We start from the raw sequence: 13,761 nt of genomic DNA, 5'->3' as shown, positions 1-13,761 counted from the left end.
GACGGGGGTCGCACCGACCCCAGGTATCACATGATTTTCCCAGCCGCGTTGTTCGCAACGCTTGTCCTGACTGCGGCGCTTCCTGCGTTTGGCAGCCCCGTTTCAGTCCATTCCTTCCCGGAGAACCCAATGCCCGAACTGACCTATCCCCGAACAGAACGCGGTGATGTCGTGGACGATTTCTTCGGCACCGCAATCGCAGATCCCTATCGCTGGCTGGAAGCCGATGCCCGTCAGGACAGCAAGGTCCGGGCATGGATCAACGCACAGAACGCCGTCACGAATGACTATCTGGAAAACCTTCCAGGGCGTGAACTGTTCCGCCGCCGAATGGCGGATCTGCTGAACACCGAACGCCACGACATTCCGCGGAAACGGGCCGGGCAATATTTCTTTGCCCGGCATGACGGCCTGCAGAACCAGTCGACGCTTTATGTGCGCGATGGAGAATCCGGTCAGGATCGCCTGCTGATCGACCCGAATGGCTGGTCCGAAGACAATGCCGACGCGCTGGCCGAATGGTCCGTTTCCGATGACGGGCTGTTTCTGGCCTTTGCCGTGCAAACCGGCGGGACCGATTGGCGCACGATCAAGGTCATGGATGTCGAGACCGGCGAGTTGCTGGAAGACAGCATCGAATGGGCCCGTTTCTCGCGGATCGCCTGGGCACCGGACGGATCGGGCTTCTTCTATTCGCGCTATCCCGAACCCGAGGGCGGCGCGACCTCTGGCGCAGGTGTCAGGAATCAGGCGGTTTACTTTCACCGTCTTGGCAATCCGCAGAACGAGGACAAGCTGATCTACGCGACCCCGGATCGCCCCGAGATGCTGAACATCGCCGACCGGACCTCTGCCGGTCGCTATCTCTACATCTCCACCACGCCCGGCACGAATGAAAGCGCCCTGACCGTGGTTGATCTGGAGGCGCCGGAATGGACCCCGCGCACGATCTTCCCCAAGATGGATAGCGAATGGCACCTTCTGGGCCATGTCGGCCAACGGCTGTATCTGATCACAACCGACGGGGCCGAGCGGCGGCGGGTGATGACGCTTGATCTGTCGCAAACCCATCCGCAGCCGGTCGAGATCCTGCCCGAGGCAGAGGGCGTTCTGAATGACGCGGCCTTGTTGGGCGGCAAGCTGATCGTGGCCTATCTCGTCGATGCAAAGACCGAAATGCGCCGTTTCAGCCTTGATGGCACGCTGGAAGGCGATATCCGGTTGCCCGGCATCGGCACGGCAGGCGGGCTGAGCGGTCACCCGACCGATGATGAGGCATTCTTTGCCTTCACCAGCCACGACGCCCCGACAACCGTTTATCGCTACAATATCGCCGCCGATTCAGTGACGCCATGGGCGCAACCCAAGCTGAAGATCGACCCCAGCCTGATCGAGGTCGAGCAGCATTTCTACGCCTCGAAAGACGGGACGCGCGTGCCAATGTTTGTCGTGCGTCGTCGCGATGTGACCGGCCCCGCACCGACGCTGCTTTACGGGTATGGCGGTTTCGGGATCAGCATGCTTCCGGCCTATAACCCGCTGCAGATCGCCTGGGTGGAACAGGGCGGCGTGCTGGCCATCGCCAATATCCGTGGCGGCGGCGAATACGGGACCGCATGGCATCAGGGCGGCAGGCTTCAGAACAAGCAGAACGCCTTTGACGATTTCATCGCAGCGGGCGAGTTTCTGAAGGCCCAAGGCATCACCTCGGCGAAGGGGCTGGCCATTCAGGGCGAATCCGGCGGTGGTCTGCTGGTCGGTGCTGTAACCAACCAGCGACCGGACCTGTTCGATGTGGCTCTGCCCGGCGTCGGCGTGCTGGACATGCTGCGCTATGATCAGTTCACCGGCGGCGCGCTGTGGACGGCAGAGTTCGGCAGCCCTTCGGACAAGGCAGCGTTCGACAATCTGCTGACCTATTCGCCCTATCACACGATGCGGGACGGCAAGAACTATCCGGCGATCCTTGTCACCACGGCCGATGCCGACGACCGCGTCGTGCCGGGCCACAGCTTCAAATATATCTCTGCCCTGCAATATGCTGATCTGGGCCCGAAACCCCGGCTGATACGAATCGAGACCCGCGCGGGCCACGGGGCCGGGATGCCACTGGACAAGATCATCGCCCATCACGCCGATATGTGGGCCTTCGCAGCCTACTGGACCGGGCTTGAACTGGAGCGCGACTGATGACGGCGACCACAATCTCCGCAGTGGAGCAGCGAAAGTTGCCGGGTTGGCCTGAGGCCCTGACAGGGCTGGCGATCTATCTGGTCCTGATCATGCTGATCGGCGTCGCCATGCTGAACATGCCCGACGAACAGGCCGCTTTGCGGGGGATCTTCGGCATGGCGGCCAACGGGGTGGCCGGCACACTGGCGCTGCTTGCGGCTTTCAGCATCCGTATCCGCGATTTGCGCGCCTTCGGCTTTCGCGCGACGGAAGGGCGCTGGCTACTGATCGCGGTGGCGATGGGCCTTGCGGCCTTCATCCTCAGCATCCTGATCGAAGGTATCTACTTCTCGTTCATGCCGCCCGAGACGACGCAGGATGATTTCATGGCCGCCGCAACCAGCGGCCCGCTGGCGCTGTTCATCATCGTGACGACCGGAGCGCTGCTCACCCCCTTCGGCGAGGAAGTGCTGTTTCGCGGCGTCATCGCATCCGCGCTGAACAAATACGGCGCATGGGCGGGCATCCTTGGCAGCGCGACGATCTTCGCGGCGGTCCATGGTCCAAGCGTGATCTTCTTCAACGCGCTGCTGGTCGGCATTCTGACCGGGTTCGTCTTTCGCAAGTCCGGCTCACTCTGGCCCGCCTTGCTGATCCACGTCGTCTTCAACGGCCTCTGGCTGCTGACCTATTCGCTCGGCTGAACCAGCAAGCCAAGGGACAACCCTTAACGCAACATGGACCGGCGGCTGGAGGCACGCCTTGTCGCCAGCAGCAGGTTGGTCTCGGACGTCACCACGCCGTCCATGTTGCGGATGAAGCGGATCACGTCGTCTAGTTCGGACAAAGATTCCGTCGCCAGTTCGACGATGATATCCCATTTGCCGTTGGTCGAATGCACCGCCATGACCGAGGGTAACCCGGTCAGCCGCACGGTGATCCGGTCCGCGCCGCGCCCCTCGATCCCGATCATCATCAGCCCGCGCACAGGTGCTTCGGACACATCGGCGCGGGTCAGCGCGGTGAAACCCGCAATCTCTCCCTGAGCCTGCAACCGCTCCAGCCGCACCCGAATGGTGGCGCGGCTGGCCTTCAGCCTCTCGGCCAGTTCTGAAATCGGCGCGCGGCCATCGCGGCGGAGTTCGGCGATCAGTGCAAGGTCAAGATTGTCCATATCGGCAGTCACACTTATCAAAACGGTCAAAGTCATACCCGTTTTAGCATAAATATGCGTTGAAACCATCACAGACTGGCTGGCATTTCTATATGGAACAAGGAGATTCCCATGACCCAGATTTCGCTGATCGGAGCGCCGGTCGATTCCGGCCAACGCCGCCTTGGTTGCCTGATGGGCCCTGCCGCCTACCGCGTCGCCGGACTTGCCACCGTTCTGACAGAGCTTGGCTATCCCACGACCGATCTTGGCGATGTCACGCTGCCGCCGCTTCAGCCGATCGCCAGCCCCAACCCCGCCGTTGACCAGCTTGCCGAAACCATCGCCTGGACCGACGCGCTGTCGGCCAGCGTCCGCGACGTTCTGGGTCAGGGGCGTTTGCCGGTGATCATGGGCGGCGACCACTCGCTGGCGCTTGGCACGGTTGCGGGGGCTGCGGCGCATGCAGAAGCGGCCGGGCGCCCGTTGTTCGTGCTATGGCTCGACGCGCATAGCGATTTCCACACGCCGCTGACCACGACCTCGGGCAATCTGCACGGCACGCCCGTCGCCTATATCGCGGGCCGCGACGGGTTCGAGCAATTCCCGCCCTTCCCCGCCGTGGTGCCGGGCGAACGGATTTGCCTTTTCGGCATCCGTTCGGTCGATGCGGCGGAACATGCGGCGCTGCATGAAACCGACATCGCCATCAACGACATGCGCGTTCTGGACGAGCGCGGCATTGTCGCGCCTCTGCGCGATTTCCTTGAACTGGTGCATGCGCAGAACGGCATGCTGCATGTCTCGCTGGACGTGGATTTCCTTGACCCCTCCATCGCCCCCGCCGTCGGCACCACCGTCCCCGGTGGCGCGACCTTCCGCGAGGCGCATCTGGTCTGCGAACTGATCCACGAATCCGGGCTGATGACATCGCTCGATCTGGTCGAACTGAACCCCTTTCTGGACGACAGGGGCCGCACGGCCAAGCTGATGGTCGATCTGGTCGGCTCTCTCATGGGCAAGAAGGTCTTCGACCGCCCCACCCGCAGCTTCAACTGAGTAACATTCATGCTGAAACCTTCCCGTCAGGCCTATGTGCCCTTCGTCAGCGTCGAGAACATGATGCGGCTGGTGCTGCATATCGGCATCGAAAAGATGATGGTCGATCTGGTGACCGAGATCGAAGCCGATTTCAAACGCTGGCCGCTGTTCGACAAGACCCCTCGTGTCGCCAGCCATTCCGATATCGGGGTGATCGAGCTGATGCCGACCTCGGACGGGCAGACCTATGGCTTCAAATATGTGAACGGGCATCCCTCGAACACGAAGCAGGGGTTGCAGACCGTGACCGCATTCGGACTGCTGGCCGATGTGGCGACCGGCTATCCGCTGATGCTGTCGGAAATGACCATCCTGACCGCCTTGCGCACCGCCGCGACCAGCGCCATGGCCGCGAAATGGCTGGCGCCGCGCGATTCGAAGGTCATGGCGATGATCGGCAATGGCGCGCAGGCGGAATTTCAGGCGCTGGCGATGAAGGCCGTCTGCGGCATCGAAGAGGTGCGGCTTTACGACATCGACCCGGCAGCCACCGCCAAATGCGTCCGCAACCTTGAAGGCCGGGGGCTGAACGTGGTTCCCTGCAAGACCGCCGAAGAGGCGATGCAGGGCGCGCAGATCATCACCACCTGCACCGCGGACAAACAATATGCGACGATCCTGACCGACAACATGATCGGCAGCGGCGTTCACATCAACGCGGTCGGCGGCGATTGCCCCGGCAAGACCGAACTGCACAAGGATATCCTGCTGCGCTCGGACGTGTTCGTGGAATATCCCGAGCAGACCCGGATCGAGGGCGAGATCCAGCAGATGCCCGCCGACTTTCCGGTGACGGAACTGTGGCAGGTGATCGCCGGTCAGGCCGAAGGTCGCCGCGATGCCCGTCAGATCACCCTGTTCGACAGCGTCGGCTTTGCCATCGAGGACTTTTCGGCGCTGCGCTATGTCCATTCGCGGCTGAAGGATTCGGGCCGCTATCAGGATCTGGACATGATCGCCGACCCCGATGAACCGCGCGATCTGTTCGGCATGGTCCTGCGCGCCCAGCAATCCGAGGTGGCATCGCCCACGAAACCCGCATCCGCAACTGCGGTCTGACCTTTCTGCCAGCAAAGGCTTTCCGATGCGGAAAGCAACGGCCAGCGTCGTCGGGACAGCCGTTCCGCGACGACGCTGGAAAAGACGAAGAAGACGACTGAAACGTTCTCTCGACAACACAGGGATAGGCTATGAGTTCATCGTTCATGGAACGTGCGCTTCGCAAGAAGCCGCTCGGCAATTTCGCGACGAAAAGCAGCGCCGACGGCACAGAGCTAAAGCGCAGCATCACCCTTTTCCAGCTGACCATGTTCGGGGTCGGCGCAACCATCGGCACGGGGATCTTCTTCGTGCTGGCCGAACAGGTGCCGACCGCCGGACCGGCTGTCATGTTCTCGTTCCTCATCGCCGGGATCGCGGCGGGGCTGACGGCGCTTTGCTATGCCGAGATGGCCTCGATGATCCCGGTCTCGGGCTCCAGCTATTCCTATGCCTATGCGACGCTGGGCGAAGGCGTGGCCTTTCTGGTCGCGGCCTGTCTGATCATGGAATACGGCGTCTCCGCAGGCGCGGTCGCCGTGGGGTGGAGCGAGTATCTGCACAACCTGATCCTGACCACGACCGGACTGGAACTGCCCCGCGCGCTGCTGCACGCGCCTTTGGTGGCCGAGGGGTATTCGCTGCATTTCGGCGGCGACGGCTGGATCAACCTGCCCGCCGCCATTCTGGTTTTCATGTGCTGCTTCCTGCTGACGCGCGGCTCGCGTGAATCGGCGCGGGCCAATGCGATCATGGTGATCATCAAGCTGGGCGTGCTGACGCTGTTCATCGCCATCGCGCTGAGCGCCTTTAACTCGGAAAACTTCACCCCCTTCGCCCCGCACGGTTTCGCCGGGGTCAGCGCGGCGGCCGGGTCGATCTTCTTCACCTTCGTCGGTCTGGACGCGGTGTCCACAGCCGGGGAAGAGGTGAAAGACCCCCGCCGCAACCTGCCACGGGCGATCATTCTGGCGCTGATCATCGTCATCAGCTTTTACCTGCTGGTCGCGCTCGCCGCCCTGGGCGCGCAGCCGCAAGGGATGTTCGAGGGGCAAGAGGCCGGTCTGGCCGTGATCCTGCAAAACGTCACCGGCTCTGCGATTCCGTCGGTGATCCTGTCGGCGGGTGCGGTGATCTCGGTCTTCTCGGTCACGCTGGTGGTGCTTTACGGACAGACCCGGGTGCTGTTCGCGATGTCGCGTGACGGGATGCTGCCGCCGATCTTCAGCCGGGTGAACCCGCATACGCTGACGCCGACGGCCAATACCATCATCGTAAGCTGCATCGTCGCCTCGATCGCGGCCTTCCTGCCTGCCGACGTGCTGTGGGATCTGACCAGCATGGGGACGCTGACCGCCTTTACCGTGGTGTCCATCGGCGTGATCATCCTGCGCTATCGCCAGCCCGACGCCCCGCGCGGCTTCAAGGTGCCGTTCTTCCCGCTGCTACCGATCCTCAGCATCCTGTCCTGCCTCTATCTGATCTCCAGCCTGTCGCTGATCGTCTATAAGCTGACGGCGATCTGGGCGGTCATCGCTGCGACCATCTACTTCCTCTATTCCTCGCGCAACTCGGCGCTGGAACGCGGCGATCAGGGCGAGGCTGCGTGATGGGGTATCTGGTCGGATATTCCGCCGACAAAGGCGGGGCCGAGGCGTTGCTTCTGGCAAGTCTTCTGGCCCGTTCATCCTCGTCCGGGATCGACGCGGTGACGGTCCTGCCCGAGACATGGGATCATCCCTCGCCCGCCAAGGTGGACGTGGAATATGCCGAATTTCTGGATCGCCACGCCGAAAAGGCGCTGGCAACGGCCCGGAAATCGGTGCCCGAGGACATCCCGGCGCAGTTTCACGCCCGCCATGCCGACAGCACCGGCGAAGGACTGACCAAGGCGGCGCAAGAGCTTGGCGCGCAGATGATCGTTCTCGGATCGTCGAGGAAGGCACCAATGTCGCGCTTTCAGGAAGGCGTCGTCGCGTCCGAGCTTCTGCGCAGCGCGCCGCTGCCGGTGGCCCTTGCCCCCCGCGGCTACGCGCCCGAAGGGCAACGGATCACCCGCGTGACCTGCGCGGTTTCCGCCTCGGACGCTTCGATCCCGCTGGCGCATCGTGCCTGCGATCTGGCACGGTCGCTGAACGCCTCGCTGCGGCTGGCCAGCTTCGTGGTCCGTGATCGGCAGATGTATCCATCGATTGCCGGATATGACGCGGAACATATGATCTCTAACCGGATCCGGTCCGAGGCCGAGGCGCTTTATGGCCGTATCCGCAAGGAATGGCAGGGGGAGCTTCCCTTTGAGACGGTGATCGGCGACGGGCCAAATTGGCGGCAGGCGGTTAACTCGATCGACTGGGACCCGCAAGAGGTGCTGCTGATCGGCTCCAGTCGGCTTGGCGCGCTGATGCGGGTCTTTGTCGGCTCGAATTCGGGCAAGATCCTGCGGCATGCGCCGGTGCCGCGGATCATTCTGCCACGGTTGGCGGAAAAGGGCTGAGGGGCGCGACCCACAGGGTTCGGGCGGGCCGATTGTTTTCGGCCCGCTCATCGCGCAGAATACCGCGACCGGTGGGAGATTGTCGTGGAACTGAAATGGCTTGAGGATTTCCTCAGCATCGCGACGACGCGCAGCTTTTCGCGTTCGGCGGAAGCGCGCAACGTCACCCAATCCGCGTTCAGCCGCCGCATCCGCTCGCTTGAGGTCTGGCTGGGGGCAGAGCTTCTGGACCGCTCGACCTATCCGGTCAGCCTGACCGCCGATGGCCGCGCCTTTCGCGAGGCGGCCGAGGAAATCGTCCGCCTGACCTATCAAAGCCGCGCCAGTCTGGGCGGTCGCCGCGATCCCCTGCCGCAAGCATCGCTGGCGCTGACCGCGTTGCATACGCTTGCGGTTACCTTTCTGCCCGCCTGGCTGAACAGGCTGCGCGCGGATCTGGGCGAGATCGGCACCCGCATCCTGCCTGAAAACCACGCCATCTGCATGCAGGCGCTGGTCGAGGGCGGCTATGATTTCCTGCTGACCTTCCATCACCCAAGCGTGCCGATCCCGCTTGATCCGGCGCGCTATCCGTCGATTATCGTCGGCCATGACAGCCTTGTCGCCGTCGCCGACAGCACCCGGATCGATGACTGGCGCGCCGCCGAACGGTTGCCGCTGCTGCAATATTCGCGCGGCTCGTTTCTGGGGCTTTTGACTTCGCTGGCGCAGGGCCAGCCCGGTGCGCCGCGCACCTATATCGCCCATATCAACGAAAACTCGATGGCCGAGGCGATGAAGTTCATGGCGCTGGAAGGTCATGGCGTCGCCTGGCTGCCGCGCAGTCTGGTCACGGCGGAAATCACATCAGGTCAGTTGCAAATCGTCGCGCCGGAACTGCCGATGGAGATCAGGCTTTACCGCAACGCCGCCCGCTCTCGCGGGATTGTCGAACGGGTCTGGAACGCCGCCGCGGAAGGTTATTCCGAAACGTCATAGTTTCAGACTGCCTTGGCATTGGTCAAACCGGGCAGAGCAGCCTATCACCCGCACAAGCCAGCAAGATGGCATCATTCATCACAGCCTCGGGGTCCTTGCCGCGCCGGTGAACGTCGGTGCGCAACGTCGAAAAGCCATGTTAACCAATCCGCGCTACACGATATTCCTTCTTTGCATTGTCACCGCGATCCTGTCGCTGATCGCTACGGTGCTGCTGTCTCCGTGGTTCGGCCTTGCCGCAGCCGTTCTGGTGCCGCTGGCATTGCTTGGCATCTATGACCTTGTGCAAACGCGCCACGCGGTTCTGCGGAACTATCCGGTCATCGGCCATATCCGCTTCCTGATGGAAAGTTTTCGCCCCGAGATCCGGCAATACATGATCGAAAGCGATCAGGACGAGGTGCCATTCAGCCGTCAGGCCCGCGCGCTGGTTTATCAGCGCGCCAAGGGGGCCGAGGACAAGCGCCCCTTCGGCACCATCGAAAACGTCTATGGCTCGGGCTATTCGTGGCTGACCCATTCGGCGACGCCGGTGCATATCCCGGATTCCGATTTCCGCGTGCGGATCGGCGGCAAGGATTGCCTGCAACCCTATGATGCCAGCCTCTACAATATCTCGGCGATGAGCTTCGGCGCGCTGTCCGGCGCGGCGATCCTTGCGCTGAACAAGGGCGCGAGACAGGGCGGCTTCGCCCATGACACCGGCGAGGGCGGGATCAGCCGCTATCACCGCGAGGCGGGCGGTGATCTGATCTATCAGGTGGCCTCGGGCTATTTCGGCTGTCGTAACGACGATGGCAGCTTCTCGCGCGAGAAGTTCGCCGCGATCACCGCCGATCCGCAGATCAAGATGATCGAGATCAAGCTGAGTCAGGGGGCAAAGCCCGGCCATGGCGGCATGCTGCCTGCCTCGAAAATCTCGGTCGAGATCGCCGAGGCGCGGGGTATCCCGATGGGCATCGATTGCATCTCGCCTCCTGCGCACAGCACCTTCTCGACCCCAACCGGGCTGGTCGAGTTCATCCGGCAATTGCGCGAACTGTCGGGCGGCAAGCCTATCGGGTTCAAACTCTGCATCGGCCATCGCCGTGAATTCCTGAGCATCGTCAAGGCGATGCTGAAAACCGGCATCCTGCCCGACTTCATCGTCATCGACGGGGCTGAAGGCGGCACCGGCGCCGCGCCGGTGGAATTTGCCAACCGCGTCGGCATGCCGATGCTGGAGGGGCTAACCTTCGTTCATAACGCGCTTCGCGGCGCGGGGCTGCGTGACCAGATCCGGCTGGGCGCTGCGGGCAAGATCATCACCGCCTATGAGATCGCTCGCGCCTTCGCGCTTGGTGCCGACTGGTGCAATTCCGGGCGCGGCTTCATGTTCGCCATCGGCTGTATCCAGTCACAGTCCTGCCATACCAACAAATGCCCTGTTGGCATCGCCACTCAGGATCAGTTGCGTCAGAAGGCGCTGAATGTCGGCGACAAAAGCGACCGGGTGGCGCGGTTCCACCGCAACACGATGCATGCGCTGGCCGAGATCGCCGGAGCCGCAGGGCTGACCGATCCGCGCGATTTCATGCCCTATCACTTCATGTTCCGGCAGAAGGATAACGTCTTTCTGGACGGGAACGAGGTCTATCCCTATCTGCCCGACGGCTTCCTGCTGGAGAGCGAGGAATATCCCGAGCTCGCCGACTGGTATGACCGTTGGGAACGCGCCAGCGCCGACAGCTTCGCCCCACCGGAGATCCCGTTCGGACCGTTCGAATCCCGCCGCAAAATGGAATCGCTGAAGGTCCCGGCGCTGTGATTGCTACGGTTTGCTGTCAGATGTCCGACGCGAACGGGCCCAAAGCTGACTGTCGATAACTAAGTTGCAGAGAGGCCAAGCTGTGTCTGCTAGCATGTCCTTACAGGCGCTATGATGAGGCGTGTCGTCATGAACTGTATGAATAGCGCGAGAAGTGTGGCCTCGCCGAAAGCCAGATAAACAGGCTGCTTTTGAAGCGTCAGGCTTAAACATAGGCAGAATGCCGAAAAACTGAACCTTCCCCAGACCATGCCACGCAAGAGCGTAACAACGAACTCTGGCCCATAGGCCTTGTGGCATGAGACCGACATGATGCAGCTAATCAGCGGAAATACCGAAAGAAGCCCGCTCCACCTTGCACCGATGCCTGCGGAGAGAGAAACGACCGTAAAGCTCAAAACGGTCCCGGCAATCATTCTGGCAAGCAACTGGCCCTTGGCCACGGTGACCTGCGGAAGAATTACAGTGCCGCGTGGTAAGAGGCTGAAACCGAAGACCACAGAGAAAAGCGCCGCCATAGTCGCGAATGGAAGCGTCGCCGGAAGCGTAGCCAGGCAGACGGCCGTCGCAAGCCAAGCGCCAATGCCGAACAACCACGCGATGGGCCAACCATATCTTCGGCAGGATCTGGCGTAGGCGATATTGAACATCTCGGATGACAGTGTCGCTGCCAGTGCGAGTGTCGCAGCCTGCGCGCCGAATTCCGGGCCATTGGTGAGGACCAGAAGGAAGAGAATTGGCCCCGCAATGATGGGAAGTCCGGCGAGCCACCCCGCAACTCTCGGCCCCCACCATTGGCTGAACAGCGAGACGCAGAGCAGGGCTAGCGGGACCAAAATCAGTTTGAGAGTTAGCATGTGACCCTATGCCTGCCGGCTTAATCCGGCATGCCCTTCGACAGGACTCGACAGCCGGATATGGGATCGCAATTTCTAACCCAGACGGGCTATCACGGTGAACTTGTTTGTCAACCTAAGCCGAGGTCGGGCACATATGGCGAACGACCGTTTCGTCCCGAATAGCGGTCTTCTATCGCCGACGCGTATAGCTCATTTCGGTCATTTGATCGTGAAGCCATCCGACAGGAAGGGACTGATTTTCCCGCAGCGATTCACACTCCCAGCTCCCGGCGCGAGGCAAGGGCGAGTTTGGTGACGAGTTCGTCCGGAATGGGATGACGCGGCGAGAAGGTGAGGCCGGTCTTGGTAAACTTGAGGCCGGCTGCGACGATTTCATCTGCATGTGCCGTGATGGCAGCGTTACTTACGTACAGACCACATTGCTTGCTGAAGGCCGCATAACCGGCAATGATGGACTTCCCGAAGCCGAACCCCGGCATATCATAAACGATAAGTTCGTCCGCGTCGGGAAGCACTTCAGCCAAGCGAGAGCGCAACTGACCCAGCAGCGGGCGAAATTGCTCGGGGGCCGCTGCGATATAATCGTCGTGGTCTGTAAACTTCGCCATGACTTACTATCCACAACCAAGTCTCGATCAGCAAGTTATCTCGTGGCGATCAGCAGGTTTCGTCCCGCAGGGCAAACATCCGACATCAGGTCAGCTTTAGCTGATTGCTGGAGTGGAAAGGCCCGACGGCCCCGCCCGCCATACACAGTAACACCACCCGCATTCCGATCACATAGCAGCACCGTGAAAGACGCCACTCAATGCAGGCGATCTTCCACGCCGATCCGCACATGGGTCAGCTTGTCGGGGTTGCGGATCATGTAGATGGCGGCGATCCGACCGGCGCGGATCTCGAAAGCTGTCGTCTGCAGCACGCCGTTATAAAGGCTGATATAGCCCGGCAGGCCGTCGATCCGGGTCAGGCGAAGCACCCGTTGCGCCGGGCCGAGCTTGTGGAACAGCCCCTCGTAAAGCTTCAGCGCGCGGTCGATCCCGCGGATCACGTTGGGGAAGGCCAGAACCTTGCCGCCGCCGTCCGAATGGATCTCGACCCCCTCAGTCAGCAATGATTGAAGCCGGTCGATGTCGCCGGTCTGGGTGGCGTCAAGAAAGGCGTGGACGATGCGGTTCCCCTCTTGCCGGTCAACCGCATAGCGCGGCTGGTCCGCCTGCACGTTCCGCCTTGCCCGCGACGCCAATTGCCGCACCGCCGCCTTTTCGCGGCCCAGCGTATCGGCGATTTCGGACAGGGGCACGTCGAAGACATCATGCAGCAGAAAGGCCGCCCGTTCCAAAGGCGACAGACGTTCAAGGGCCAGCATCAGTGTCAGCGTCAGATTGTCGGCGCGCAGTTCATCATCTTCGGGTTCCACCAGCGGCTCGGGCAGCCAGTGGCCCGCATAGGTTTCGCGGCGCATGCGGGCGGATTTCATCACGTCCAGACACAGCCGGGACACAACGCGGGTCAGCCATGCGGCGGGCCGATCGATATCGCTCCGGTCCGCACGTTGCCAACGCAGCCACGCTTCCTGCACCACATCTTCTGCCTCGGTCACAGAGCCGAGCATGCGATAGGCCAGACGCAGCAGACGCGGCCGCTGCGTCTCGAAAAGCTCGGTTGCCGGAACCGTCGGCATCGGCGGGCTCCTTCTTCAGATCAATTGCTCGGCGCGACGATGGAATTGTCTTTGTCCTTCAACAGAAAGACCAGAAATTTCGCCGGATCGGTGTCGCTTGCATTGCGGCTGACCAGATGGATGTCGTCGGGCTTTTCGGAAAACGTCTCACCCGTCGTCACTGTCTGCGGCTCTTGCCCTTCGACCTGCATGATCACCGCCCCCTCCAGCACATAGACGACCGCATGCGCATCGTGTCGGTGCGTCGGGGTTTCATCGCCCGCCTCATAGTCAACGCTGATCAGCACGATTTCTTTCCCCGGCATTTCGGGAATATCGGCGGCGAAAAGCGGGGTCACCATGCCCTCATGGGCCATGGCGGCTGTCACCCCCAGAAAAGGTGCGGCCAAGATCAGCAGAAAGGTCTTCATGTCAAAACTCCTGTGCGTGCAGAAGTTATGACGACCGGGGCAGTCCGAATGTGACATCGCAGCG

Annotated in this window: 13 protein-coding genes; 8 read left to right on the top strand and 5 right to left on the bottom strand. The window is 61.9% G+C overall.

Features of this window, described 5'->3' with window-relative positions; translation table 11 throughout:
* Positions 1-129: 129 nt before the first annotated feature.
* Together JJJ17_RS17145 and JJJ17_RS17140 are read left to right on the top strand one after the other, a co-directional pair.
* On the top strand, positions 130-2,190 hold the full coding sequence (locus tag JJJ17_RS17145; protein WP_200688611.1) for a prolyl oligopeptidase family serine peptidase: 2,061 nt from the start codon (positions 130-132) through the stop codon (positions 2,188-2,190).
* Positions 2,190-2,876, top strand: a complete 687-nt coding sequence (locus JJJ17_RS17140; RefSeq protein WP_200688609.1) for a CPBP family intramembrane glutamic endopeptidase — start codon at positions 2,190-2,192, stop codon at positions 2,874-2,876. The genes JJJ17_RS17145 and JJJ17_RS17140 overlap by 1 nt, the downstream gene beginning before the upstream one ends.
* Positions 2,877-2,899: 23 nt before the next feature.
* Here JJJ17_RS17140 and JJJ17_RS17135 read toward each other — a convergent pair whose 3' ends face one another.
* Entirely contained in the window at positions 2,900-3,346 is a 447-nt protein-coding gene (locus JJJ17_RS17135) for an Lrp/AsnC family transcriptional regulator (protein ID WP_200688813.1), read from the bottom strand.
* Positions 3,347-3,457: 111 nt separating this feature from the next.
* On the opposite strand from JJJ17_RS17135, the gene rocF reads away from it, so the two are divergent.
* From rocF to JJJ17_RS17105, 6 genes are all read left to right on the top strand, one after another.
* Positions 3,458-4,384 carry an arginase gene (gene rocF, locus JJJ17_RS17130; RefSeq protein WP_200688607.1) on the top strand — a complete coding sequence of 309 codons (927 nt, stop codon included), beginning with the start codon at positions 3,458-3,460 and terminating at the stop codon, positions 4,382-4,384.
* 9 nt (positions 4,385-4,393) lie between these two features.
* On the top strand, positions 4,394-5,485 hold the full coding sequence (locus JJJ17_RS17125) for an ornithine cyclodeaminase (RefSeq protein ID WP_200688605.1): 1,092 nt from the start codon (positions 4,394-4,396) through the stop codon (positions 5,483-5,485).
* Between the two features lie 131 nt (positions 5,486-5,616).
* A complete protein-coding gene (locus JJJ17_RS17120) occupies positions 5,617-7,074 on the top strand; it encodes an amino acid permease (protein WP_234464163.1) in 1,458 nt (485 codons plus the stop codon).
* A complete protein-coding gene (locus JJJ17_RS17115; protein ID WP_200688603.1) occupies positions 7,074-7,958 on the top strand; it encodes a universal stress protein in 885 nt (294 codons plus the stop codon). Before JJJ17_RS17120 ends, JJJ17_RS17115 begins: the two co-directional genes overlap by 1 nt.
* A gap of 84 nt (positions 7,959-8,042) precedes the next feature.
* Complete coding sequence (locus JJJ17_RS17110; protein WP_200688601.1) at positions 8,043-8,936, top strand: LysR family transcriptional regulator; 894 nt, start codon at positions 8,043-8,045, stop codon at positions 8,934-8,936.
* Between the two features lie 136 nt (positions 8,937-9,072).
* Positions 9,073-10,743 carry an FMN-binding glutamate synthase family protein gene (locus tag JJJ17_RS17105; protein WP_200688599.1) on the top strand — a complete coding sequence of 557 codons (1,671 nt, stop codon included), beginning with the start codon at positions 9,073-9,075 and terminating at the stop codon, positions 10,741-10,743.
* Positions 10,744-10,832: 89 nt separating this feature from the next.
* On the opposite strand, the gene JJJ17_RS17100 is transcribed toward JJJ17_RS17105, so the two are convergent.
* The 4 genes from JJJ17_RS17100 to JJJ17_RS17085 form a co-directional block, all read right to left on the bottom strand.
* Complete coding sequence (locus JJJ17_RS17100; RefSeq protein WP_200688597.1) at positions 10,833-11,600, bottom strand: hypothetical protein; 768 nt, start codon at positions 11,598-11,600, stop codon at positions 10,833-10,835.
* A 254-nt stretch (positions 11,601-11,854) separates the two neighbouring features.
* Positions 11,855-12,211, bottom strand: a complete 357-nt coding sequence (locus tag JJJ17_RS17095; RefSeq protein ID WP_200688594.1) for an iron chaperone — start codon at positions 12,209-12,211, stop codon at positions 11,855-11,857.
* Between the two features lie 197 nt (positions 12,212-12,408).
* Positions 12,409-13,287 (bottom strand): sigma-70 family RNA polymerase sigma factor, encoded by an 879-nt coding sequence (locus tag JJJ17_RS17090; protein ID WP_200688592.1) that lies wholly within the window; start codon positions 13,285-13,287, stop codon positions 12,409-12,411.
* Between the two features lie 20 nt (positions 13,288-13,307).
* Positions 13,308-13,697, bottom strand: a complete 390-nt coding sequence (locus JJJ17_RS17085) for a cupin domain-containing protein (protein WP_200688590.1) — start codon at positions 13,695-13,697, stop codon at positions 13,308-13,310.
* Between the last annotated feature and the right edge of the window lie 64 nt (positions 13,698-13,761).

It is taken from the genome of Paracoccus caeni, assembly GCF_016629665.1.
GTDB lineage: Bacteria > Pseudomonadota > Alphaproteobacteria > Rhodobacterales > Rhodobacteraceae > Paracoccus > Paracoccus caeni.
This window is presented reverse-complemented; position numbering and strand designations above follow the sequence as displayed.